21 protein-coding genes are annotated in these 23,739 nt (G+C 57.3%); 9 read left to right on the plus strand and 12 right to left on the minus strand.

The features are described 5' to 3' along the window. The 6 genes from ACW9UQ_RS07015 to pdxH form a co-directional block, all read right to left on the minus strand. A partial coding sequence (locus ACW9UQ_RS07015) for a transposase (RefSeq protein WP_458930295.1) occupies positions 1 to 197 on the minus strand: 197 nt, incomplete at its 3' end. A 498-nt stretch (positions 198 to 695) separates the two neighbouring features. Beyond that, entirely contained in the window at positions 696 to 4,331 is a 3,636-nt protein-coding gene (locus tag ACW9UQ_RS07020) for a vitamin B12-dependent ribonucleotide reductase (RefSeq protein ID WP_458930296.1), read from the minus strand. Between the two features lie 469 nt (positions 4,332 to 4,800). Further along, positions 4,801 to 5,811: an aldose epimerase family protein gene (locus tag ACW9UQ_RS07025; protein ID WP_458930297.1), complete on the minus strand. Its 1,011-nt coding sequence runs from the start codon at positions 5,809 to 5,811 to the stop codon at positions 4,801 to 4,803. A gap of 123 nt (positions 5,812 to 5,934) precedes the next feature. Then, positions 5,935 to 6,405 carry a DUF192 domain-containing protein gene (locus ACW9UQ_RS07030; protein WP_458930298.1) on the minus strand — a complete coding sequence of 157 codons (471 nt, stop codon included), beginning with the start codon at positions 6,403 to 6,405 and terminating at the stop codon, positions 5,935 to 5,937. After that, positions 6,402 to 6,950, minus strand: a complete 549-nt coding sequence (locus ACW9UQ_RS07035; RefSeq protein ID WP_458930299.1) for a cold-shock protein — start codon at positions 6,948 to 6,950, stop codon at positions 6,402 to 6,404. The genes ACW9UQ_RS07030 and ACW9UQ_RS07035 overlap by 4 nt, the downstream gene beginning before the upstream one ends. 283 nt (positions 6,951 to 7,233) lie before the next feature. After that, the gene (gene pdxH / locus ACW9UQ_RS07040) at positions 7,234 to 7,842 is read right to left on the minus strand and encodes a pyridoxamine 5'-phosphate oxidase (RefSeq protein WP_458930300.1); all 609 of its coding nucleotides are present in this window, start codon (positions 7,840 to 7,842) and stop codon (positions 7,234 to 7,236) included. Between the two features lie 85 nt (positions 7,843 to 7,927). On the opposite strand from pdxH, the gene fabI reads away from it, so the two are divergent. Next, positions 7,928 to 8,752 carry an enoyl-ACP reductase FabI gene (fabI, locus tag ACW9UQ_RS07045; protein ID WP_458930301.1) on the plus strand — a complete coding sequence of 275 codons (825 nt, stop codon included), beginning with the start codon at positions 7,928 to 7,930 and terminating at the stop codon, positions 8,750 to 8,752. Positions 8,753 to 8,757: 5 nt separating this feature from the next. Here the strand turns inward: fabI and ACW9UQ_RS07050 are convergent, their stop codons facing one another. Both ACW9UQ_RS07050 and ACW9UQ_RS07055 read right to left on the minus strand, forming a co-directional pair. Further along, entirely contained in the window at positions 8,758 to 9,930 is a 1,173-nt protein-coding gene (locus ACW9UQ_RS07050) for a glycosyltransferase family protein (protein ID WP_458930302.1), read from the minus strand. Positions 9,931 to 10,047: 117 nt separating this feature from the next. Further along, on the minus strand, positions 10,048 to 10,776 hold the full coding sequence (locus ACW9UQ_RS07055; protein ID WP_458930303.1) for a L,D-transpeptidase family protein: 729 nt from the start codon (positions 10,774 to 10,776) through the stop codon (positions 10,048 to 10,050). A 155-nt stretch (positions 10,777 to 10,931) separates the two neighbouring features. On the opposite strand from ACW9UQ_RS07055, the gene gpt reads away from it, so the two are divergent. Continuing rightward, positions 10,932 to 11,438 (plus strand): xanthine phosphoribosyltransferase, encoded by a 507-nt coding sequence (gpt, locus tag ACW9UQ_RS07060; protein ID WP_458930304.1) that lies wholly within the window; start codon positions 10,932 to 10,934, stop codon positions 11,436 to 11,438. 3 nt (positions 11,439 to 11,441) lie between these two features. On the opposite strand, the gene ACW9UQ_RS07065 is transcribed toward gpt, so the two are convergent. The 3 genes from ACW9UQ_RS07065 to ACW9UQ_RS07075 form a co-directional block, all read right to left on the minus strand. Then, positions 11,442 to 12,830, minus strand: coding sequence for a TRAP transporter large permease (locus ACW9UQ_RS07065; RefSeq protein WP_458930305.1), 1,389 nt, complete (start codon positions 12,828 to 12,830; stop codon positions 11,442 to 11,444). Positions 12,831 to 12,833: 3 nt separating this feature from the next. Then, a complete protein-coding gene (locus ACW9UQ_RS07070; RefSeq protein WP_458930306.1) occupies positions 12,834 to 13,517 on the minus strand; it encodes a TRAP transporter small permease in 684 nt (227 codons plus the stop codon). Positions 13,518 to 13,596: 79 nt separating this feature from the next. Then, positions 13,597 to 14,595 (minus strand): DctP family TRAP transporter solute-binding subunit, encoded by a 999-nt coding sequence (locus ACW9UQ_RS07075; RefSeq protein ID WP_458930307.1) that lies wholly within the window; start codon positions 14,593 to 14,595, stop codon positions 13,597 to 13,599. Positions 14,596 to 14,769: 174 nt separating this feature from the next. Between ACW9UQ_RS07075 and ACW9UQ_RS07080 the strand changes: the two genes are divergently transcribed. After that, positions 14,770 to 15,924 (plus strand): trans-sulfuration enzyme family protein, encoded by a 1,155-nt coding sequence (locus tag ACW9UQ_RS07080; RefSeq protein WP_458930308.1) that lies wholly within the window; start codon positions 14,770 to 14,772, stop codon positions 15,922 to 15,924. Positions 15,925 to 16,311: 387 nt separating this feature from the next. Further along, positions 16,312 to 17,496, plus strand: a complete 1,185-nt coding sequence (locus tag ACW9UQ_RS07085; protein WP_458930309.1) for a calcium-binding protein — start codon at positions 16,312 to 16,314, stop codon at positions 17,494 to 17,496. A 74-nt stretch (positions 17,497 to 17,570) separates the two neighbouring features. On the opposite strand, the gene ACW9UQ_RS07090 is transcribed toward ACW9UQ_RS07085, so the two are convergent. After that, entirely contained in the window at positions 17,571 to 18,737 is a 1,167-nt protein-coding gene (locus tag ACW9UQ_RS07090; RefSeq protein ID WP_458930310.1) for a M20 aminoacylase family protein, read from the minus strand. A gap of 97 nt (positions 18,738 to 18,834) precedes the next feature. Here ACW9UQ_RS07090 and mazG point away from each other — a divergent pair, with 97 nt between their 5' ends. The 5 genes from mazG to eno all read left to right on the plus strand — a co-directional run bounded on the left by mazG (position 18,835) and on the right by eno (position 23,735). Beyond that, positions 18,835 to 19,653, plus strand: a complete 819-nt coding sequence (mazG, locus tag ACW9UQ_RS07095; protein ID WP_458930311.1) for a nucleoside triphosphate pyrophosphohydrolase — start codon at positions 18,835 to 18,837, stop codon at positions 19,651 to 19,653. 241 nt (positions 19,654 to 19,894) lie between these two features. Next, complete coding sequence (locus tag ACW9UQ_RS07100) at positions 19,895 to 20,434, plus strand: hypothetical protein (protein ID WP_458930312.1); 540 nt, start codon at positions 19,895 to 19,897, stop codon at positions 20,432 to 20,434. Between the two features lie 35 nt (positions 20,435 to 20,469). Then, entirely contained in the window at positions 20,470 to 21,717 is a 1,248-nt protein-coding gene (locus tag ACW9UQ_RS07105; protein ID WP_458930313.1) for a cation:proton antiporter, read from the plus strand. Positions 21,718 to 21,737: 20 nt separating this feature from the next. After that, entirely contained in the window at positions 21,738 to 22,106 is a 369-nt protein-coding gene (locus ACW9UQ_RS07110) for a hypothetical protein (protein WP_458930314.1), read from the plus strand. A gap of 351 nt (positions 22,107 to 22,457) precedes the next feature. Continuing rightward, positions 22,458 to 23,735 carry a phosphopyruvate hydratase gene (gene eno / locus ACW9UQ_RS07115; protein ID WP_458930315.1) on the plus strand — a complete coding sequence of 426 codons (1,278 nt, stop codon included), beginning with the start codon at positions 22,458 to 22,460 and terminating at the stop codon, positions 23,733 to 23,735. Positions 23,736 to 23,739: the final 4 nt, after the last annotated feature.

Below are 23,739 nucleotides of genomic sequence, written 5' to 3' on the forward strand. Positions count from 1 at the left end.
CGGTTGAAGCGGTTGCAGATCGTCGTGTAGGGGCCGTATTGCTCGGGCAAATCCCGCCACGGGATGCCCGTGCGCAGGACATAGAAGATGCCATTGATGACGCGCCGGTCATCCACACGGTTTTTGCCGCGGCTCTTGTTCGGCAGAACCGCTTTGATGAATGCCCATTCCAAATCGCTCATGTCTGATCGCGCCATGTGACTACTCCCGCCGCTTGTTTGGCGCGAAAAAAATCACAAGTCATTGGGAGTATAAAGCCCTTTGTGGGTACGCTGCCTAGTTTGGCACGACCTAAGTTTTAAGCTTCGCCCCCCCGGATGACCCGGAAGAAGCCGACTTCATCGCCGAAACGCGCCACCGAGTGCAAGCCGTGCAGCGACGAGCCGTAGCGCGGCGATCTGGTGGCCATTCTTTTTGCTTTATCCCAGCCACCGGCGCGCACCACCCATTCGACGCGCCAAGACCAACCCAATCGCCGTGCCGACGGGACGGCTCGGCGATGCGCGGCGGCCTGCGGCCTTTGCTCCGCGCAGGTCAGGCGTCGCATTTGTCTCTGTTAGCTGTTGGCGGAGCATGCATAAAAAAGGGGGATGGCGAACCATCCCCCAAGTTCTCGCAATTTCAGGCTCTTATAGTTTACCGCTCGGTTTATTGCCTGCGGCCTGAACGCGTTGCCCGGTCATCCGGGCATCCCTTTAGCTACATCCGCTGGTCGCCCCGCAGGTGTTGCACTTCATGCAGGTGCCGTTGCGCACCAGGGTGAAGTTGCCACACTCGCCGCACGGGTCGCCTTCGTAGCCCTGCATTTTTGCCTTGGCCCGCTCATCCATCACCGTGGCTGTGACCGCCTCGACCGTTGTAACTGCGGCGGTTTCCACGCCCGTATCCAGCGCAGCGGTCGCCCCGCCCTGCAGAACCATCAATTCCTGCGGCAAACGCTTGCGCAGATAGCCGGTGGAGCTGACCTGACGGATCATGTTGATGGAGCTTTGCGCCACCTCCTCCTCGACAGGACGGACATTTGATACGCCCTCTTCCTCGCCGCGGCCGATCTCATCAAACCGCTCTCCCTCGGGCTTTACATGCGCCAGATCGGTACGGTCGAGATAGCTGACCGCCAGTTCGCGGAACACGTAATCCAGAATGGAAGTCGCGTTTTTGATCGAGTCGTTGCCCATCACCATGCCAGCCGGTTCGAACCGGGTGAAGGTAAAGGCCTCAACAAACTCTTCCAGCGGCACGCCATATTGCAGGCCCACGGACACCGCGATGGCAAAGTTGTTCATCATCGCGCGGAAAGCGGCACCTTCCTTGTGCATGTCGATGAAGATCTCGCCCAACTCGCCGTTCTGGTATTCACCGGTCCGCAGGTAAACCTTGTGCCCGCCGACCACGGCCTTCTGGGTATAGCCCTTGCGGCGCTCAGGCAGCTTTTCGCGGCCCCGGGCGACCTCTTTCACGATCACTTTCTCGATGATCTTTTCCGCAAGAACCTGCGCGCGCTCCCCGTCCGGGGCTTCGGCAAGGGTTTCTTCCAGATCCTCATCATCCTCAATCAGAGAGGCCGACAAAGGCTGGCTGAGTTTCGACCCGTCGCGGTACAGCGCGTTCGCCTTGGTGCCCAGCGACCAGCTGAGGTCATAGGCGGCCAGGCAATCCTCGATCGTGGCCTCATTCGGCATGTTGATCGTTTTGGAGATCGCCCCCGAGATAAAGCTCTGCGCTGCTGCCATCATGCGGATGTGGCTGTCCACCGACAGATACCGCTTGCCGGTTTTGCCGCAGGCATTGGCGCAGTCAAAGACGTGGTAATGCTCTTCCTTCAGATGCGGCGCGCCTTCCAGCGTCATGGTGCCGCAAACGTGGTTGTTGGCCGCGTCGATCTGGTCCTTGCTGTAGCCCAGATGGCGCAGCAGGTCGAAGCCCGGATCGTTCAGTTGCGCCGCCGGAATGCCGAGAACCTGCGAGCAGAACTCCTCGCCCAGGGTCCACTGATTGAAGACGAAGCGGATATCAAAGGCTGTTGGCAGCGCTTCTTCGATCTTGGCGATCTCATCAGGGCCAAAGCCATGGCCGATCAGGCTGGTCGGGTTGATGTCCGGCGCATTGCCCAGCGTGCCGTGGCCGACCGCGTGGGATACGATCTCGGCGATCTGGGCCTCGCCATAGCCCAGCTTTGCCAAGGCGGCAGGAACCGACTGATTGATGATCTTGAAATAGCCACCACCGGCGAGCTTCTTGAATTTCACCAAGGCGAAGTCCGGTTCGATCCCCGTGGTGTCGCAATCCATTACCAGACCGATGGTCCCGGTGGGCGCAATCACCGTCGCCTGCGCGTTGCGGTAGCCATGTGCCTCGCCCATGGTCAGCGCCTCGTCCCAGACGGCGTGGGCCAGGTCCAACAGGCTTTGATCCGGGCAGTTCTCATGGTCCAGCGCCACCGGCTTGACCGCCAGCTTTTCGTAACCTTTGGTCTTGCCATAAGCGGCGGTGCGGTGGTTGCGCATCACCCGCAGCATGTGCTTGGCGTTCTTGTCATAGCCGGGGAATGCTCCCAGTTCCTTTGCCATCTCGGCAGAGGTGGCATAGCAGACGCCGGTCATGATCGCGGTCAGTGCCCCGCACAATGCGCGGCCTTCGTCGCTGTCATAGCCAAGGCCCATATTCATCAGCAGGCCGCCGATATTGGCATAGCCCAGCCCTGTGGTCCGGAACTTATAGGACAGTTCGGCAATCGCAGGGCTGGGGAACTGGGCCATCAGGACCGAGATTTCCAGCGTGATCATCCACAGACGCGTGGCATGGACGTAGCCTTCGGCGTCGAACTTGCCACCATTGAGGAAGGTCAGCAGGTTCATGGACGCAAGGTTACAGGCCGTGTCATCTAGGAACATATATTCAGAGCACGGGTTGGACCCACGGATCGCACCATCTTCCGGGCAGGTGTGCCAGGCATTCACGGTGTCATGAAACTGGATGCCGGGATCGGCGCAGGCCCATGCTGCGTGGCCGATCTGCTCCCACAGATCGCGTGCCTTGACCGTCTTGGCGACGCCGCCATCGGTGCGGCGGATCAGTTCCCAATCGGCGTCATCCTTGACGGCCTGAAGGAAGGCATCTGTCACCCGGACCGAGTTGTTGGAGTTCTGGCCCGACACGGTCAGATAGGCATCGCTGTCCCAGTCTGTGTCATAGGTCGGAAATTCGATCGAGGCAAAGCCCTGCTCTGCATATTGCAGCACGCGCTTGACGTAAGCCTCAGGGATCATGGATTTTTTCGCAGCGCGGATGGCCGCTTTCAGATCGCTGTTGGTCTTGGGATCAAAGGCATCCGCCTCGGCCCCGTCCCAGCTGCAGATCGCGGCAAAGATAGCATTCAGCTGCTGTTCATGCAGTTTCGATCCAGCGACCAGCGAGGCGACTTTCTGCTCTTCGATGACCTTCCAGTTGATGAATTCCTCGATATCCGGGTGATCCATATCGCAGATCACCATCTTGGCCGCCCGCCGTGTGGTGCCACCCGATTTGATCGCGCCAGCCGCCCGGTCGCCGATCTTGAGGAAGGACATAAGGCCAGAGGATTTGCCGCCGCCACCCAGGGATTCGTTCGCGCCACGCAGGCTGGAAAAGTTGGTGCCGGTGCCGGAGCCGTATTTGAACAGACGCGCCTCACGCGTCCACAGATCCATGATGCCACCATCATTCACCAGATCGTCGCTGACCGACTGGATAAAGCAGGCATGCGGCTGCGGGTGCTCATAGGCGCTGTCCGATTTGGTCAGCTTGCCAGTCTTGTAGTCGACATAGTAATGACCCTGGCTTGGTCCATCGATGCCATATGCCCAGTGCAGGCCGGTGTTGAACCATTGCGGGCTGTTGGGCGCGGCCATCTGGCGGGCCAGCATGTAGCGCATTTCGTCATAGTAGGTCTTGGCGTCGGCTTCGGTGGTGAAATATCCACCTTTCCAACCCCAATATGCCCAGGCCCCGGCCAAGCGATCAAAGACTTGCTTGGCCGAGACCTCGCCGCCGTACCGCTGCTCGACGGGGAGGTCGGCTAATGCAGCGTCGTCAGCGACGGAGCGCCAAAGGAAACTCGGAACGCCCTTTTCACGCACTCTTTTCAGCGCCGCGGGAACACCTGCTTTACGAAAGTATTTTTGTGCCAGAACGTCTGCAGCCACCTGGCTCCAGCTTTGGGGCACCTCAAGGTCGGGGCAGGAAAACACCACGGACCCGTCTGGATTTCTGATTTCTGACGCGGTCTTTCGGAACTCTATCTCGCCGTAAGCTCCGGTTTTCGTTTTGGTGAATTTCCGTTCAATCTTCATAGTCGCCCCTGGACCTGCGCCCTTGAATCGTTGCTGTTTTCAGCTCTGGTCGTTGCCAGTGCCGGGTCCCGGCAGCTGCCGAAACCGTTAGATCGGTGAGTGCCCAGATTTGGTGATGAACGCTATATTTGGTGTTCGTCAATCCGTGCTCATACAAACTGGCCGAGCCGGATCACTGGGTCAACGAATATTTTCACAATGCCGTCACAAATTGTAGTTGACTGTGATTTCGCCACTAAATCCAGTGGTTTCAGCGCTGAATAATAGAAGTTAAGCGAACATTAATATCCACAGAGCAGAAATTCTGCTAGAATACACTCTTTGGAAAAAAATCGAATTTTTTCAAAGATTTACACTGGTGGATCGCACAGAGCTGTCAGACCGGCATCTTCAAAGTTACCCACAAGATGTAGCGCCCCAGATTCTCACAATCAGCGACTGGCCTTGGCCCGCTCCAAAACTTGATTCGTCAAAACTGCCGCGAGATGTCGAGCTCAAGGCGTTGATGATACGGTTTCTCGGGCGAGGCGATGACCGAAGGCCAATCGACCTTGTTGACCGCATCAGGGAAGCCCTGCGCTTCGAGGCAAATTCCGGCAAAAGGCCCATAGGTCACGCCGTCATGCCCAGGCACGCTTTCCTGCATCTTTGGCGCATTGAAAACCTGCATCGCCAGCTGATCGCTCCAGACCTTCAGTTCCAGCCCAGTATCCTCAGACCACAGGCTGGCAACGGGTTTTTCCCGGTTATGTCCGTCCAGCAGCACAAGATTGGCATCTATCCCGACCAGTCCATGATCCCGCTCTCCGACCAGAACCGGAGTACGGAAATCCATGTGTGTCCCGCCCAAAGGCAGCATATCGCCAAGGGGAATCATCTGATCGTCGGTTGGCGTATACATCGACGCGTCTACCTGCAGCACCTGCCCCAGCACATCGCCTTCGCCATTCAGGTTGTAATAGTTGTGCTGCGCCAGATTTATAGGCGTCTTCTCGGTCGGTTTGCCGTGCATTTCGATGACCAGAGTCGTGCCTGTCAATTCCATGGTCACGCGAAACTCGACCGCGCCGGGATAGCCCATTTCGCCTTCGGGGCTGTGATAACGGAACTCAACCCCCTGATCGCCGTCGGTCTCCATGTCCCAGACGCGGGTGTGCAGCCCCTTAGGCCCGCCATGCAGATGATGCGTGCCTTCATTGGCAGTCAGTTTGTAGTCCTTGCCGCCTAAGCGAAATCCCGCATTGCTGATCCTGTTGGCAACCCGCCCGCAAATCGCGCCATGCGCCTTGCCGAATTTAAGGTAGTGGTCAAACTCGGCGAAGCCCAACACACATGGAACCTCGCGCCCGACCGCCTCTACCCGCCAGTCGCGGATGGCGCAGCCATAATTCATCACCGTGACCCGCGCAGCACCGCTATCAAGCGTTACCTCTTCGACAGCTTTGCCATCATGTTTGCCAAAGCGCTGCTTTGTTCCCATGCCCCACCCCGTGCTTGTCGCTGTTAAAAGCCCAGCCAAAAGGCCGGTGCAACTTGCGAGCTATTCAAAGATCATGAGACATTACGCAAGGTTAGGCAATCGGCACCACTAAATCGGACAGACTCAGTCGCCGCAGGGCCACGCTGCAATCTCGGAGTTCAGCGATGGATGCCTAATCTCTGCCCCTGGCTTGATGCCCAGTTGCGCCGCCAGCCCGCCATTGATTTCCAGCACTTCCAGAATATCGTCCCCACCGGGGATCGGTGTTTCGTCCAACGGTATCGCATTGGCATGGACCTTTTGCACCGTGCCGGTTTCATCAATGAAAAGCATGTCCAGCGGGATCAGCGTGTTGCGCATCCAGAACGACACCGACTGCGGACGCTCATAGACAAACAACATGCCGGAAAAGCGCGCCATGTGCTCACGGTGCATCAAGCCTTTGGCACGCCCCTCAAATGTATCGACGACCTCAACCTCGAACTGCAGCTGTCCGCTGCCGTAGCGGATATCGACAAGATCAGGCCGACATTCCGCCATTGCGGCACCCGCGCCAAACAAAGCAATCGCTATCGCAAGCAGCTGCCGCGTCATTGAGTTATGTTCGCCGTCACCAGATTGGCGTGATCCCAGGACCGCACCTCAGCCGCCGTTTTGCCACGCGGGCCGCGCTTACAGCGCACGCAAACCGCTTCGCCAGGCTGCAGGTCTGACAACCCAAAAAGGCGCAGCACCTCCATATGGACGAAAATATCTTCAGGATCGCCAAATGCATTGACGAAACCAAAGCCTTTGGCCTTGTCGAACCATTTCACCCGCGCCGGCAACATAGGCGCATCAACCGGAACGGTCTTCTCCTCCGGCTGTTCGGCTATTTCTATGGAATTATCGACAACGGCTTCGATGTCGTGAATCTCAACCGCCTGACGTCCGCGATCGGTGCCTTGCACCTTCATCGTGATCGTCGCGCCTTCGGCGACTGAACTGCGCCCGAAGTTCCGCAGTACATTGGCATGCAACAGAACATCACCTTCAGTGTCGTCAACAACGACAAAACCGTAACCCTTAGTGGAGTCGAACCACTTCACTTGACCCTTGATCATGTACAACCCAGCCCTGCACAAAAGTTCTCCCAGCATGCTCCGGTCCGTGATCTTCCCGGTTGCGGCCAGTCACACAGCGCGCAATCAGGAACTTAGACAAAACGGATCAGGCCCGGACATCGGGCCCTTCGGTTCACACACACCCAAAGCCAGCACAATGGGTGCCTGATCAGATTGGCGCAAATAGGCGGCGGACGCACGTGCTTTTTTCGAGGTTCATTTCAAATACTGAATATTTTAACAATCCGGGAAACAGTCGGCGGAAAATCGCTTGTTTATCCCCAGAGTTATCCACAGGTTGTCACGATAACAAACCTCCTCATGGATAAAGCCGCTCTATGATCCAATCATCGCCCGGTTGATTCCTGCGCCAGCGAAACCGGTCGTGCAGTCGATGCTCACCATCGGCCCAGAATTCAATCTCTTGCGGGGTTAGCAGGTAGCCCCCCCAGAAGGCCGGTCGCTCTGGAGCGTCGCCATGGGTCTCCGCCATTTCTGCAGCACGCGCCTCAAGCGTTGCACGCGAATCCAGCACCTGCGATTGTTGCGAGGCCAAGGCACCCAAGCGACTGGCCAGCGCGCGGCTGTTATAATACCTGTCAGCGCGCGCACCTTCGACACGGGTGATCATCCCGCGCGCCCTGATCTGACGGCGCAATGATTTCCAGTGAAAGTTGATCGCCGCCTTTCCGGCACCATCCAGTTCCTGCGCTTTCGCACTGTTGTAATTGGTGTAAAACGCAAAGCCATCAGCGCCGATCTCTTTTACCAGAACAACACGCACATCCGGCAGGCCATCTGCATCTACGGTGGCCAGCGCGGCCGCATTGGCATCATTCGTTTCCTGCGCCTCAGCCTCGGCCAGCCATGCCTTGATGATGCCCACCGGATCATCCCCGGCGAATATTCCACTGCGGTCGTTGCTCATGTCTCTCATCCTTCTGCGTCTTGATGCGAGGCAGATAATGGCCTAGACCCACAGAACTGAAAAGTCCGATCGCAAGGGGGAAGGCATGTCTCTGGGACTGATGAATGGCAAGCGCGGCCTGATCATGGGCGTCGCCAACGACAAGTCCATCGCCTGGGGCATTGCGCAAGCCTGCCACGAGCAGGGCGCAGAACTGGCCTTTACCTATCAGGGGGAGGCGTTGGAACGACGGGTGAAACCACTGGCCGATCAAATCGGCTCGGACGTTGTGCTTCCTTGTGACGTGACGGACGCAGCATCGATGGATGCGGTTTTCGACACATTGCGTGACAAATGGGGTCAGCTGGATTTTCTGGTTCACGCCATCGGCTTTGCCGACAAGAACGAGTTACGCGGTCGTTATGTCGACACATCGCCAGGGAATTTCCAGATGGCGATGAATATCTCGGTTTATTCCTTCACTGCGGTCGCCCAGCGCGCCGAGAAGATGATGGGCGAAGGCGGCTCCATGCTGACCCTTACCTATTACGGTGCCGAGAAGGTCATGCCGCATTACAACGTCATGGGTGTTGCGAAGGCGGCGCTTGAGGCCTCCGTCAAATATATGGCGATGGACTTGGGGCCAAAAGGCATCCGGGTGAACTCTCTGTCGGCGGGACCGATCAAGACGCTGGCGGCCTCGGGCATCGGAGATTTCCGCTACATCATGAAGTGGAACGAACTGAACGCCCCGCTGCGTCGGAACGTAACCCAGGGCGATGTCGGCAAATCCGCAATGTATCTGCTGTCTGATCTGTCTGCAGGTGTGACCGGCGAGTGCCACCATGTCGATGCAGGCTATCACGTCGTTGGCATGAAGGCCGAGGATGCGCCCGATATCGACGTTATCTCGGGCCGCAAAAGCGACTGACAGTCTTAGGTTTCACGCGAACCGCTATTCACCAGGTCATTCAGAAAACTCTGCGTTCGCTTAAGTTCGCCGAGAAGCACATCGCGCGCAGCCAGCAGGTTACTGTCCAGTGTGTCGCGTTGTGCGCCGATCTGCAGGATAGCAGCCGCAAAACCTGATGGATCAGAGGCCGCAATCGCATTTCCTTCGCTTAGAAACCGCGACATGCCGATGCCTGCGCTATGCACAATCGGAACCCCGGCCAACACGCTGTCCAGAACAAGCCCTGACCCCCGATGCCGGTACTGTTCCACGTCATAAGGCAACAAAGAGACATCCAGGCTATGGACCATATCCTGAAATGCATCTGGTGACAGGTTTCCCTGATACCATGTCAATTTCAGGCGGCCTTTGTGGCGACCAAAGGCTTCGATGGCTTTCAGTCGAAGCAAATAGATATAGTTAGACAGCTTGAAACGGCCACGAAACGGGGATTGCAGGATCAGTTCGACCCTATCCCCGCCCGGCGCAGAACGGAGTTGCCGGGCCAACTCTGCAACAATCAAATGCAGCGACTTGCGACCTTTCTCTTTTCGCGCAATCCCCAGATAGCCGACACGCAGATCCTTGCTGGCCTCTGCGGCCCACTCTCGGAAGCGTTCAGTGGCCGGATCAATAGAACAGGGCAGCAGTAAATTGTCCGTGCAGATTAAATCATGGCATTTCTTAAAGTAGTTTGAGACTTCAACCGTTTCAGAGTGAAGCGACACCCGTCCAGATCGGGTCAACTCCCGCAAGGTATCAAGTTCCACCTTGGCTAAGCTTTCGATCGGATCGGGCCGAAAAACGCGGGCCGCAATGCGAATGTTGGGCAGTCTTTCTGCCACCCCGAGCACCACGCGCATTTCATGGACATTACCCGATGGCACCAAAAGGGACGGCGGGCTGTCGGCACTCAACAGGGTTTCAACAAGCGCCGAGACATCGCCGGCCAGTGCCGTTTCGGGTGATTCCTTTAGATCGGCACTGGTTGAAAGCTTGGGCTGTACGACCAATTCTCCAAACTGACCCGCGTTGTCAAACGCGCGCGACGCTAGAACTTCGACTGGTGCGTTCGGTATAAAGGAGCGGATCGCTTTGATCTGAGAATGCTCATGGCCGTTGACGATATGAAGCATCCGTTCCGCGATGATGAGCATTGGGGCCTTCCTGGGTCCGAATGGAATTCAATAGAAGATCGGACAACAGCCGGTCATCATTAAAAAAAAGCCGCACGAATTGGCACTGGATAGACTGCAGGCACCGAACTTTCCAGCCTAAAGACTATAGCGCCCATCCCGCAACGCGACCTCTGGCACGCGAAAATCTTCCTCGAAGGCCGCATAAATCGGCGCAAGTTGTTGCCAGAAGCCGAACCACTGATGGTCGCTTGCGGCCTCCATTCGGGCCTTGGTCATCCGAAAAGGAAAGGCGTGGACCGGGACATGGGGTTGCCCGGCAGTCAGCGTTGCCTCGACCAGCACATAGACCTCTTCGATCACGGGATCGGTCATCGCATAACAACCGATAGAGACGCAGCTGCCATGAACCATCAGGAAACTGCCGGTGCGCCCTTGCGCGCGGTCAAAAGCGTTGGGAAAGCCAAGGTTGAACGACAGGTAATAGCTTGAGTTCGGATTAAGGGCATCGGCACTAACGCGATAAAATCCCTCAGGCGATTGACGATCCCCTTCTTTCAGCTTCGGCCCCAGATCACCGGAATAGGCACAGATCGGATAGCTGCGGAACAAGCGATAGGCGGACCCGTCTTTGACCCAAAGCTCAAGTTCGGCCTCTTCCTTGAAGATCCGGATAAACACCGGCGAACCATATTCAAGATTATCCTGCGCCAGCGCTGCTCGCAGCAGGGGCGCCTGCCGCGCCCTTATCTCAGCAATATCGCGTGGCGGGCGGGTCTGGTCCCACCATCGCAGCTCGGGGAAGAGGATCACAGCCAGACCGGCAAGAACCAGCAGTGTGAAAAGGGTGGACGCGAATCGCAACATAGAACCAACCTAAGCCAGAACTCGCCTCGACGGAACAGTCCCAAAGCATTGGCAAACACGGCCCCCTGGCTGTATGGAATTGCGGGACACCGGGCTGCAGCCTGCAAAAAACGACAAACACCCGACCGGACCCGAACCGGCTGAAGGAGGACCGAATGACTGATCGCCTGCCACATGAAAAAGGGTTCCACGTATCGTGGGATCAGATGCATCGCGATGCGCGTGCGCTGGCCTGGCGGCTGGAAAATGACGGCCCCGGTGCAGGTGGCGGGTGGCGCGCTGTTGTGGCCATCACCCGTGGCGGCATGGCCCCGGCCATGATCGTTGCCCGTGAGCTGGACATCCGCACGGTCGATACGATCAGTGTGAAATCTTACGATCACCAGAACCAGTCCGAGGCGCAGGTGCTAAAATCACCCGATGCGGATCTGATGGGTGATGGGACCGGCATCCTGATCGTCGATGATCTGGTTGACAGCGGGCGGACCCTGGAACTGGTCCGCCGCCTTTATCCCAACGCTCATTGTGCCACCGTTTATGCCAAGCCCAAAGGCCGCCCGATGGTGGATACCTTCATTACCGAGGTCAGCCAGGACACCTGGATTTTCTTCCCCTGGGATATGGCCCTGCAATATGTAGAGCCCTATCGCGGACAGGACTGATCGTCAGCGCACGATGACCTCGGGCCCCATCATCAGCGTGGGCAGCCAGGTGGATAGTATCGGGACATAGGTGATCAGGATCAGGAAGACGAACAGCACCAACAGGAATGGCAGGGCTGCGCGCACAACGGCCATCATCGACATCCCCGCAACGCCCGAGGTGACGAACAGATTCAGACCAACTGGCGGCGTGATCATGCCCAGTTCCATGTTCACCACCATGATGATGCCCAGATGGATCGGGTCTATGCCAAGATCGATCGCGATTGGGAAAACCAACGGCGCGACGATAATGATCAGGCCCGAAGGCTCCATGAACTGACCGCCGATCAACAGAATCACATTGACGATCACAAGGAACATTATCTTGCCAAACCCGGCATCCAGCATCGCACCGGCGATCTGCTGCGGGATCTGTTCGTCGGTCAGTACGTGTTTCAGGATCAGGGCGTTCGCGATGATAAACATCAGCGTGATCGTCAATTTACCTGCATCTAAAAGCGTTTGACGCGTATCTTTATGCCAAAACGCCGTTAGCAGCGCATGGGGCTTGCTGCGCAGTGGCACCGGTCCGTCCTCTGCTGCCAGCGGCCCCATATCACGATAGATAAAGCTAGCGACAAGAAAGGCATAGACGGCAGCGACAGCAGCAGCCTCGGTCGGGGTGAAAATCGCGGGCGTTACACCCGGAATGCCATAAATCCCGACCATAATAACGACGATCAGCAACAAGCCCCAAAGCGCTTCTCGCCCCGAGGCGAAGACCTCCTCCCAGCCCTGCCATTCACCCTTGGGCATGTTGCGCAGCCGTGCCATCACATAGATCGCGATCATCAGCATCAGGCCCGCCATCAGGCCCGGGATCACGCCTGCAAGGAACATCCGGCCAACGGAAACGTCCGTCGCAGAGGCATAGACAACCATGACAATAGAGGGCGGGATCAGAATCCCGAGCGTGCCCGCGTTACAGATAACGCCCGCCGCGAATTCCTTTGTATAACCAGACTGTTTCATCGCCGCGATGACGATCGACCCAATGGCAACGACCGTGGCCGGAGAGGACCCCGACAAAGCAGCAAACATCATGCAAGCCAGCACACCGGCGATCGCCAGGCCGCCCCGAAGGTGCCCTACACAGGCGACCGAGAACCGAATGATCCTGCGCGCCACACCACCGGTGGACATGAAGCATGAGGCAAGAATGAAGTATGGGATCGCCAGCAGCGTCGCGTGCCCAGCCATCCCGTTATAAAGAGACTGCGCGATCGAGGCGAGCGAGGTCTCCGAAAACAGCAGCAGAAACACCATGGATGACAGACCCAGCGACACCGCAATCGGAACGCCAACGAACAAAAGCCCGATCACAAGGGCAAAAAGGAATACGACTTCCATTGATCAGGCCTCGTTCTGCTTGGCGACGTCTTCCACCGCATCTTCGGCTTCGTGGCTGACGATCAGGCTGTCTTGCGTGCCCCGAAATATCCGGACTGTCGCCTCGGTCACGCGCCAAAGCATGAGCAGCGCCGCCACCGGCAGGATCACATAAGGTATAACGCGCGGCAGTTTGGAATAGGCTTCGCCTTGGTTGATGGCATCTTCCAACCAACGCAAGAACGGCAGCATCGGCACCTGGTCAGTTTCAAAAAAGGCTCGGTCCCTTGTGTCCGGGTCAAACCCGGTCGGGAACCAGCGCCCGGTTGTTTCCTGAAGGCCCGCGAATGGCGCCCAATAGTCCCAAGCGCCTTTCAAAAGCAACAAGGCATAGGCCAGTGTCAGGACTGCCGCCAAAATCCCCATGATGTAGCGGCCGCGTTTTGACAACAGGTTCAAAATCGCATCGACGCCCAGATGGCTGGTGATCTTGAAACCATAAGCGATCCCGAAAAGGACCAGCCAGGAAAACAGAATAAGAACGACCTCCAGGCTCCAGATGTTCAGAGAGTTGAAAACGTAGCGCAGGATCACGTTGCTGAAGGTCAGTAGGACCATTAGCCCCAGAAGTGCGGCGATCAGCGTTTCTTCGAATGCGTGAACAAACCGGGCGAAGGCACCTTTAGGCTCGTATTTGCTGCCAGACACGAGATTACCCTCCCTGACCAGTTAAAGTTGCACCCCCGGACACACTGGCCCGGAGGTGGTGATAGCTTTTGGGGGTCGCTTACATCGAGTCGTTGATCGCCTGTGCGGCGTCAATGTTCTCTTGGCCGACTTCTTCGGCGAACTGGTCCCATACGGGCTTCATCGCTTCGACCCAGGCAGCACGCTGTTCGGCGCTCAGCTGGCGAACCACACCGCCAGCATCAATGACCGACTGCTTTGCGCTTTCATTGACTTTGGTCGACTCGCCGTTGCGGGTTGAGGTCACTTCCATCAGAATTGTTTGGAGTTGATCGCGAACATCCGCATCAAGTTCGTCCCACCAATCAACCGAGGTCACGACCATGTAGTCGATGATCCCGTGGTTGGTCTCGGTGATGCCGTCCTGAACCTCAAAGAACTTCTGGCCGTAGATATTCGACCAGGTATTTTCCTGTCCATCAACAACGCCAGTCTGCAGCGCACCATAAACCTCGGCAAAGGCCATTGGCTGCGCGGTCGCGCCCAGCACGTTCATCTGGGCAACAAGAACATCCGACGGCTGCACGCGGAATTTTAGCCCATCCGCATCGCCTGGCATTTCCAGCGGCTTGTTGGCCGAAATCTGCTTCATGCCATTGTGCCAGTATGCCAGGCCCAGTACGCCGCGCCGGGTCATTGATGTCAGCATGGCCTGACCTGTTTCAGACGCCTGGAATGCATCAACGGCGTCGATATTTTTGAACATAAACGGCAGATCGAACAGACGGAACTGCTTGGTGATCGGTTCGAACAGCGACAGCGACGGGGCTGCCATCTGAACATCGCCCTGCAGCAAAGCTTCAAGAACCTTCTCGTCCGTATAAAGGGTCGAGTTCGGATAGACCTCCATACAGGCCTTGCCGTTCATCTCGGTATTCACCCGCTCTGCCAGCAGGCTTGCAGCGATCCCTTTGGGATGCTTGTCGCTGTTCGTAACGTGACTGAATTTGATAACGATCTCACCCTCGTCACAATTCGCCAGAACCGGCGCTGTGAACGCAGTGCAGGCCAGGGCAAGTGCTGCCGTAAACGTCTTCATAGATATATCTCCCTGTGAAGCGAGCCCGCTTTTGAGGTCCCGCCAATGTTGCGGACCAATTTAGAGCAAAAGGTGCAGGAATTCACAAGAGTGCTGTTTGACACAGCCGCGCATAACCACTTGACGGCTGCGATGGTTTCGCGTCCGTTGACCTGCCATAAATCCGAGAGTCCCATGGGCCGAAAAAACGATGTTTCGCCGTCGACGCGCGCTGCCCAGGCCCTGCGTCTGATTGATGAGCGCACTGGTGCCGTTGTTCCGGGTATCGAACTCGCCTCAACATTCGCCCGTGATCACGACTATGCCCCTCGCCAGGCCTATATCTATGGACGTGATGGCGGCCCAACCGTAGAACATGCCGAGGCGGTGATGGCATCGCTGGACGGGGCGGCGCAAAGCTTCATGTTCGCATCCGGTATGGCTGCATTGGTCGCGTTGATGGAGACTTTGCGTCCCGGCGATCACGTCGTTGCGCAAAAGGTCATGTATCACGGGGGCCTCGCCTGGCTGCGCCGCAAAGTGGAACGGCATGGAATTGAGCTGTCGCTGTTCGATACAAGCCAGCCAGAGACGCTGAAAGACGCGATACGCCCCGGGAAAACCCGCATCGTCTGGATCGAAACGCCGGTCAATCCAACCTGGGATGTGGTCGACATCACCGCTGCGGCCGACCTTGCCCATCAGGCGGGCGCTTTGCTTGCGGTCGACTGTACGACCGCCCCGCCCTGCACCAGTACAGCCCTTGGCCTTGGCGCGGATATCGCCTTTCATTCCGCAACCAAATACCTTGGTGGCCATTCTGACCTGACTGCGGGCGTCCTCAGCCTGCGCAAGGACGACGATCTGGCCCAGGAAATCAAATCGGTTCGCTATATGCTAGGCGGCGTGCTCAGCGCCTTTGAAGCATGGTTGCTGATCCGCGGGATACGCACATTGTTTCTGCGCTATGAACGCGCTTCGGAAAATGCCCTGGCCATCGCCCGGCATTTCGAAACCCATCCCAAGATTGCCAGTGTGTTGTACCCCGGTCTGCCCACGCATCCCGGTCACAACATTGCAGCCAAACAGATGATCGGAGGATTCGGCGGCATGATGTCACTGCGCCTGACGGGTGGTTTTGACGCGGCGGCCCAAACCGTACGCGCCTGCCGTGTCTTTGTGCCAGCCACGTCGCTGGGCGGCGTCGAAAGCCTGATCGAGCACCGAAAACCCATCGAAGGTCCACAGTCTGAGGTGCCTGACGACCTGCTGCGGCTCTCGGTTGGGGTCGAGGATGTCAACGACCTGATCTCTGATCTGGAACAAGCGCTTGGTGGCAAACCTGCCTGAGCCATAGCTGAGCAGCAGGATCAGACTGGCGGTCTCATGCCGACAGCCGGATCTATCGCAATCAAACGGACAGTGAGCCGCTCAGGGGTTTTCACGGGTGGAACGAGACATTTCTTCGCATAACGCTCTACTTTCACATGGCCCCGCCGGGCGAAGTCGAAAGCCTGTTTGAACACGGAAAATCCTCTGCACAAACCCTTGCATAAATCGGTGGGCATTGATGACATCAAGAACCTTTTCACAGGCCTGAAACACGGTCCGGGATGAGCGCTGCTAACTTCTATCGTCCTTGATTAAAATTTCGACCAGCACTTCGCACAAAAATTGAACCATCCTAAACCGCTATTCGACTGACTTTCAGTCTCAAACCGAAGGGAGGACTTGGTTATGCCTAACTACTATGGAACTAACGATGCAGACGAGTTTTTTTTGACACAGGGGCGACCGAAGGTCTGGGGGAATGGCGGCAATGACACCATATTCCTGATCGGTGCGCTAAGCGGCCTGGTTTATGGCGGCGACGGGAATGATCGCATCTGGGGCACCTCCGGCCACGATATCCTGAACGGTGACAACGGGAACGACGAAATATATGCCGGGGACGGCAATGATCTGGTCACCGGAGGCGCGGGCAATGATGAACTGCGCGGTTGGGTTGGCGATGACGTTCTTGTCGGTGGTGCAGGTAATGACCGTATCCGGGGCGAAGGGGACAACGACTTCATTTACGGCGGCGCGGGCAATGACACTCTTTATGGCGGCACAGGCACGGACAAGATCTATGGCGGCGCCGACAATGATGCGATCTATGTCGAGGGCCTGAACAACTTTGTCGATGGTGGCAGCGGTATCGATCTTTTGAACTTTGTTGGACGCCAGGCTGTGGAAATCGACGTCAGCGCCGGTCGCGCCAACTATTTTGCGGGCGGGGAGGCTGCAACCTTTACCGGAATCGAGCGGTTTTCCGGCACCTACTATAACGACGTTTTCCGCGGCAGCGCCGGCGGGGACGAGTTCCACGGCGAGAGCGGCAATGATATCGCAATGGGCGGCGGCGGCAATGACCTGCTGTTTGGTGATGCCGGGAATGACGAGCTTTATGGTGGCAGTGGCATAGATCAACTCAAGGGCGGTTCCGGTAACGACCTGCTTTCCGGTGGATCAAGTCGCGACACGCTGGACGGTGAATCGGGCAATGACACGCTCCGCGGCGATGATGGAAACGACTACCTGCATGGCGGTGCTGGTTTCGATACAATGGAGGGTGGATCCGGTGCCGACACTTTTGCCTTCACCGGTTATGATCAAGGTACCGGAAATGGCGGAGTGATCACGGATTTTGACCGGGCAGAAGGTGACCGCATAAATCTTCATGTGCTGACAGGCGGCAGTGCCGACTTTGTCGGTCAGGGCAGCTTTTCCGGCTCAGGGGCAAGTGAGGTCCGTGTTGTCGATATCGGCGATGATGTAGAGGTTCAGGTTGATCACAATGGCGATGGCGTCGTTGACGTTACATTCACTGTCGAGAACAACCTGACAAACGCATTCGAAGCTTCGGACTTCATATTCTAGAAGCAAGGGTGGGTTAAAACCCACCCTACAGGGTAAGCGCCAGTAGGGTGGGTTTTAACCCACCTTGGCCACCTTCAGCGCATGATGGGTTGAGCGCGCTCAACCAGACGAGCAAAATAGGACGCACCAATCGGGGCGATGTCATCGTTGAAGTCATATTCCGGGTGATGCAGCCCAGCCGTATCACCCTGCCCCAAAAACACATAGGCACCCGGACGTTCATTCAGCATAAAGGAAAAATCCTCGGCCCCCATCTGCGGCCGCCAATCGGTTGAGGCCTTGGCCTCTCCTACGACATCTGCGGCCACACCGGCCGCAAATGCCACTGCATCAGCATCATTTACAGTAACCGGATAGCCCGGGCGATAATCCACCTCAGCCGTGCCGCCAAAACCCTCGGCAATCGCCGGGGCGATCTCGCCGATACGGTGCTGGATCATCTTGCGCACGTCTTCGGACAGCGCCCGCACGGTTCCCGTCAAACGCGCATCTTCGGGAATGACGTTATAGGCAGACCCAGCGTGGAACTGCGTGACCGAGACGACCGCCGCTTCCATCGGATCAGCATTGCGCGACACGATGCTCTGCAGCGCCTGCACGATCTGGGTCCCGATCACGATCGGGTCAATCGACAGTTGGGGAAACGCCGCATGCGCGCCATACCCTTTGATCACGATATCGAACTGATCCGCCGCCGCCATCGTGGCCCCGGGGTTCATGGAAATCTCTCCCTCGGCCAGACCGGGCCAGTTATGCAACCCATAGACCTGCGCAATGCCGAACCGATCCATCAGCCCATCTTGGCACATCTCACGCGCACCGCCGCCGCCTTCTTCAGCCGGTTGGAAGATCAGCGCAACAGACCCGGCAAAGTTCCGCGTTTCCGCCAGATACTTGGCCGCCCCCAACAACATCGTGGTATGCCCGTCATGGCCGCAGGCATGCATCTTACCTTCGTTCTTCGACTTATAGGGCAGATCGCGCACCTCCTGGATCGGTAGCGCATCCATATCGGCACGCAACCCAATCACCGAGCCATCCCCCTGCCCCTTGATTATGCCTACAACACCGACACGGCCAATCCCGGTTTCGATCTGATCAACACCAAAGGCTTCCAGCTGCTTGACCACAAAGGCCGCCGTTTCCACCGTATCGTAAAGCAGTTCCGGGTTCGCATGCAGATGCTGGCGCCAGCCCTTCATCTCGTCATAATATTCGGCGATACGGTTGATTACGGGCATCTTTGGCTCTCCTGTTTGGTCGGGCTATCCGACCTTATGTGCGCGGGCTCTGCAATATCAAATTGCAACACGCGGCATCGCGGCTATGGTCGCGGACATGACAGATGACATCGTTTACCGCAAGGGTGGCGGATTGCCCCGCCTTCTGGAAATCATGCGCCGGTTGCGCGATCCGCAATCCGGGTGCCCCTGGGACATCGAGCAGGATTTCGTCTCCATCGCGCCCTACACGATCGAAGAGGCCTATGAGGTCGCCGATGCCATCGAACGCGGGGCGATGGACGAATTGAAGGGCGAGTTGGGCGATCTGTTGCTGCAAGTGGTCTATCACACCCAGATGGCGGCAGAGGACGGGCTTTTCACCTTTGACGATGTAGCAGAGGCGATTTCCGACAAGATGCTGCATCGCCATCCGCATGTCTTTGGCGACGAAAGCCGCGACAAGACCGCCGCACAACAGACCGAGGATTGGGAAAAGATCAAGGCCGCCGAGCGCGCCACGGACGCACCTGCCGCGGTGCTGGACGGCGTTGCCGCCGGCCTGCCCGCCCTGACACGCGCGCTGAAACTGCAAAACCAGGCTGCACGGGTCGGTTTTGACTGGCCCAGCACTGATCAGGTCCTGGACAAACTGCAGGAAGAAGCCCGCGAACTGGTCGAGGCGAAGGCCAGCACCGATACGGATGCCATCGAAGACGAATTCGGCGATTTCCTGTTTGTCGCAGCGAACCTGGCACGGCACCTGAACATCGACCCCGAGGCTGCACTGCGCCGGACCAATGCCAAGTTTATCCGGCGCTTCGCATTCATTGAAGCCGCGCTAAGGGCGAAGGGCAAAACCCCAACAGAAGCAGACCTGACAGAAATGGATATGCTTTGGGATGCCGCGAAATCGGCAGAAAAAACCTCGCGCTAAAATGCACCGGTCAGATGGTGTTTTCGTTTGCGGCATTTGATGCAACACTATGCCCTCATACTGTCCCAAAAGGGAAAGGACTCAGCCCGTGCGATTTCGTCTTTTTGCAATTTCCACCAGCCTGATCTGGGCGTCGATTGCCACCGCCGGACAGCCGACCGTTGCCACTGAAACCTGCCCAGTCGGGGGTGAAGAGTTCAAAGTCGTCGGAACGACCAGTTGTTCAAATATGGGCATCTATATGACCCTTCGCCGGATCACCAGCTGTGATTTCGTAACGCACCTTCCGGTCTGCCCGTCCAACGGGCTGCCGCTTTATAGCAAGTTCAACGACGACCAAATCGCGAAGCTGGAAACCTTTGTCACCACGGACCGATATGCGGAGCTGCAAGCGCTTTCCCCATGGCATCGCGCCTATGAAGTTGCCCGGCACCTGGGACAGTTGGGCACCGAGGAGGGGTTCAGTGTCACATTGGGTCTCTTCTGGCACGAGACATCGAATTTTAGGGCTAACCGCACGCTGCAGGATGCTTTTATGACTGAGGTTACTGCCCAGCTTGAGCGTGCCAATTCTGCGGAACGGCCATTCCTGATGGCAATTCTGGCCTACGCTATGGCCCTTTCTGATCGCAACGACGAAGCCAGAGCGTTTCTGGCCCAGGCTCAGCAAGAAGAGATTTCTGCTGAAAGCATCCTCATCAAGTACTTTAGCCAGCTTGAAACATGTATTGACGCGATAAATGCTCCGGGATGCGCACCTACAGATTCACTGAATCGCTGAACACCGAGCGTATCCGGTAAAGCAAGCAGGCCCCAATGACCATTCTTCAGATCACCGCACTTCTGATTGTCCTTGCCGGGGCCTTTGGGGCCATCAACTACCTGTTCCTGAAACTGCCCTCAGCCATCGGCATTCTGGTGGTCGCCCTGATCGCCTCTATGGCGCTGATCGGGCTGGATTACATGTTTCCGACCCTCACCTTACGCCAAGAGGTGCAAGGCTTTGTTAGCGATCTCGACTTTTCCGAAGCCCTGCTGGAGGGGATGCTGGGCCTGCTGCTGTTTGCAGGTGCGCTGCATGTGAAAATCTCCGACCTGAAGGCCGAGGCGTGGGTGGTTGCCCTGATGGCCACCATCGGCGTCGCCTTGTCCACGGTGATCGCAGGTGTCGGCTTCAGCTGGTTGACCGGCACGCCGATAATGATCGCGCTGGTCTTTGGCGTGCTGATCTCACCCACCGATCCTGTCGCGGTCCTGGGCGTGCTGCGCGAGGCGGACCTGCGCAAGACGCTGGAAACCAAGATCGCTGGCGAAAGTCTGTTCAATGACGGTGTGGGCTATGTGGTCTTTCTGATCCTTGTTGGTCTGGCCTTTCCTACCGGTGATCACCACGGCACAGGCGTGATGGCCGCCCTGCAACTTTTCGTGCAGGAGGCTGTCGGCGGCGCGCTGCTGGGGGCCGTGCTGGGATGGCTGACCTTTCGGGTGATGCGCCGGATCGACGACTATTCGCTGGAGGTTCTGATTTCTCTCGGTCTGGCCTTTGGCGGCTATGAACTGGCGGTTTACCTGCATGTCTCCGGCCCGATCATGGCGGTGGTTGCCGGCCTTTTGATCGGCGATGTCGGCATGAAACACGGCATGACTGCGCAGACCCGCGAATACCTAAACGCCTTCTGGAAGCTGATAGACGAGATTCTCAACGCCGTTTTGTTCCTGCTGATCGGGGCTGAGGTTTTCGCCATCGCTTTCAGCACCGACGCCCTGACAACGGGTGCGATGGCCATTGCGCTGGCGCTGGTCGCCAGACTGGTGGCAGTGGCCGTACCGATCCTGATGCTGAGACCTTTCCAGACCATCCCACGCGACGTCATCCCCATCATGACTTGGGGCGGCCTGAAAGGCGGCATCTCTGTCGCACTGGCCCTGTCCCTCCCCGAGAGTGAATGGAAACCCGTCATCCTGACCACGACCTATATCGTCGTCGTCTTCTCCATCATCATCCAGGGCCTGACCATCGCCCCACTGGCCAACCGGCTGGGCCGTGCACCGGATCTGTTGTGACAATGCCGAGGGAGTATTTGATGTCTGAAAACGCGATTTGGGTAAGCGATGCGATTTCGGATGTTCAACTTATGAAAGGCTACTGGTTTGATCTGCCGGATACAAAAAAAGAGCGGACTCTGACGGTATTAAGAGAGCACAAACAAATGCGACCTGCTTCGTGCGAATTTTTCCCAAAAGAAATCTACGCAGAGCATGCAGAAGACAATATTGGAGATTCTCAGCATATATTCTCTGCAAGCGGCTTCTTGTGCATTTCCGAACCCTGCGCTGAGATCTTACGACAGTTTGATCTTGGTGGAACCAAGCTTTGCGAGGTCAAGGTTTTTCAGAATGACCGGCAGACCCAGGTTGGAAACCGGCATTTCTTTCTGAATTTCGATTCATAGAAGGATGCGTTGCTGCCTGAGGCTTCAAAGCGTCCCGAGTTGATCGACAAATTTGGCCAGGATGTACCTGATCGTTGGAGAATGCAGTTATCGCCACGAGACGATGACTATGCGGTGCATGTACGCGCTCTGGACGGGGCTGACCTATGGGCGAACCCAAATTTTCGCTATGCGTTCTTTGTATCCGAACGTTTAGCCGCCGCACTGCGCGAGGCAGGCATGGCGAAACAGTTCAGCTTGTATCGGTGTGAGGTTGTGCGACCGCATTGACGCATCAATTACCTGTTCCCCCATACCGCCAGCTTGGCTACAAAGCCAGTAATATCCAGCAGCGTGAAAGGGAAAGCAGCCATGAGTTCGATCATCGATATCACCGCCCGGGAAATCCTTGACAGTCGGGGCAATCCGACCGTTGAGGTGGATGTGCTGCTGGATGACGGCTCTGTCGGGCGGGCGGCAGTGCCGTCGGGTGCATCGACCGGCGCGCATGAGGCGGTGGAGCTGCGCGATGGCGACGCGTCGCGGTATCTGGGCAAGGGCGTGCAGAAAGCCATCGAGGCCGTGAATACCGAGATTGCCGATGCGATCATCGGCTTTGACTGCACCGATCAGGTCGGCATTGATGCGGAAATGATCTCGCTGGACGGTACGCCAAACAAGGGGCGGCTTGGGGCCAATGCGATCCTGGGCGTATCGCTGGCCGCGTCCAAAGCGGCAGCGGACAGTCTGGGCATGCCGCTTTACCGCTATGTCGGCGGCACCTCGGCCCGCGTCCTACCGGTTCCGATGATGAACATCATCAATGGCGGCGAACATGCCGACAACCCGATCGACATTCAGGAATTCATGATCATGCCGGTCGCCGCAGGCTCCATGCGCGAAGCGATCCGCGTCGGGGCGGAGGTGTTTCATACCCTTAAGAAGGAACTCTCCGCCGCAGGCCATAACACCGCTGTCGGGGATGAGGGCGGCTTTGCGCCGAACCTGAACTCCACCACGGACGCGCTCGATTTCATTATGAAGTCGATTGAAAAGGCAAGCTATGCGCCGGGACAAGACGTGTATCTGGCACTCGATTGTGCCGCGTCGGAATATTATGCGGACGGCGTCTATGACATGAAGGGCGAAGGCCGCAAGCTGAGTTCATCTGAGAACGCTGACTACCTGGCCGGGCTGGTCGGAAACTATCCGATCATCTCCATCGAGGATGGCATGCACGAAGATGACTGGGACGGCTGGAAGGCCCTGACCGACCGGATCGGCGCGACATGCCAACTGGTCGGCGACGATCTGTTCGTGACCAACACCACGCGTCTGTCGGATGGCATCGCTAGGGGCTGCGCCAATTCTCTGCTGGTCAAGGTCAACCAGATCGGCAGCCTGACCGAGACCTTGCAAGCCGTCGATATGGCGCATCGCGCGCGCTTTACCTGCGTGATGTCGCACCGCTCAGGCGAGACCGAGGATGCAACCATCGCCGATCTGGCCGTCGCGACCAATTGCGGGCAGATCAAAACCGGGTCGCTGTCCCGATCTGACCGGATGGCCAAATACAACCAGTTGATCCGGATCGAGGAAGAGCTGGGCGAGAACTCGATTTACGCTGGCGAAACCGTCCTTAAAGGCTGATCCC

The sequence above is a fragment of the Halovulum sp. GXIMD14793 genome (genome assembly GCF_054457435.1).

What these genes read in the sequence shown, in the direction of transcription:
- ACW9UQ_RS07020 (WP_458930296.1), bottom strand. Translation starts at nt 4,331, where the DNA reads ATGAAGATTGAACGGAAATTCACCAAAACGAAAACCGGAGCTTACGGC.
- ACW9UQ_RS07025 (WP_458930297.1), bottom strand. Translation starts at nt 5,811, where the DNA reads ATGGGAACAAAGCAGCGCTTTGGCAAACATGATGGCAAAGCTGTCGAA.
- ACW9UQ_RS07030 (WP_458930298.1), bottom strand. Translation starts at nt 6,405, where the DNA reads ATGACGCGGCAGCTGCTTGCGATAGCGATTGCTTTGTTTGGCGCGGGT.
- ACW9UQ_RS07035 (WP_458930299.1), bottom strand. Translation starts at nt 6,950, where the DNA reads ATGCTGGGAGAACTTTTGTGCAGGGCTGGGTTGTACATGATCAAGGGT.
- pdxH (WP_458930300.1), bottom strand. Translation starts at nt 7,842, where the DNA reads ATGAGCAACGACCGCAGTGGAATATTCGCCGGGGATGATCCGGTGGGC.
- fabI (WP_458930301.1), top strand. Translation starts at nt 7,928, where the DNA reads ATGTCTCTGGGACTGATGAATGGCAAGCGCGGCCTGATCATGGGCGTC.
- ACW9UQ_RS07050 (WP_458930302.1), bottom strand. Translation starts at nt 9,930, where the DNA reads ATGCTCATCATCGCGGAACGGATGCTTCATATCGTCAACGGCCATGAG.
- ACW9UQ_RS07055 (WP_458930303.1), bottom strand. Translation starts at nt 10,776, where the DNA reads ATGTTGCGATTCGCGTCCACCCTTTTCACACTGCTGGTTCTTGCCGGT.
- gpt (WP_458930304.1), top strand. Translation starts at nt 10,932, where the DNA reads ATGACTGATCGCCTGCCACATGAAAAAGGGTTCCACGTATCGTGGGAT.
- ACW9UQ_RS07065 (WP_458930305.1), bottom strand. Translation starts at nt 12,830, where the DNA reads ATGGAAGTCGTATTCCTTTTTGCCCTTGTGATCGGGCTTTTGTTCGTT.
- ACW9UQ_RS07075 (WP_458930307.1), bottom strand. Translation starts at nt 14,595, where the DNA reads ATGAAGACGTTTACGGCAGCACTTGCCCTGGCCTGCACTGCGTTCACA.
- ACW9UQ_RS07080 (WP_458930308.1), top strand. Translation starts at nt 14,770, where the DNA reads ATGGGCCGAAAAAACGATGTTTCGCCGTCGACGCGCGCTGCCCAGGCC.
- ACW9UQ_RS07085 (WP_458930309.1), top strand. Translation starts at nt 16,312, where the DNA reads ATGCCTAACTACTATGGAACTAACGATGCAGACGAGTTTTTTTTGACA.
- ACW9UQ_RS07090 (WP_458930310.1), bottom strand. Translation starts at nt 18,737, where the DNA reads ATGCCCGTAATCAACCGTATCGCCGAATATTATGACGAGATGAAGGGC.
- mazG (WP_458930311.1), top strand. Translation starts at nt 18,835, where the DNA reads ATGACAGATGACATCGTTTACCGCAAGGGTGGCGGATTGCCCCGCCTT.
- ACW9UQ_RS07100 (WP_458930312.1), top strand. Translation starts at nt 19,895, where the DNA reads ATGACCCTTCGCCGGATCACCAGCTGTGATTTCGTAACGCACCTTCCG.
- ACW9UQ_RS07105 (WP_458930313.1), top strand. Translation starts at nt 20,470, where the DNA reads ATGACCATTCTTCAGATCACCGCACTTCTGATTGTCCTTGCCGGGGCC.
- ACW9UQ_RS07110 (WP_458930314.1), top strand. Translation starts at nt 21,738, where the DNA reads ATGTCTGAAAACGCGATTTGGGTAAGCGATGCGATTTCGGATGTTCAA.
- eno (WP_458930315.1), top strand. Translation starts at nt 22,458, where the DNA reads ATGAGTTCGATCATCGATATCACCGCCCGGGAAATCCTTGACAGTCGG.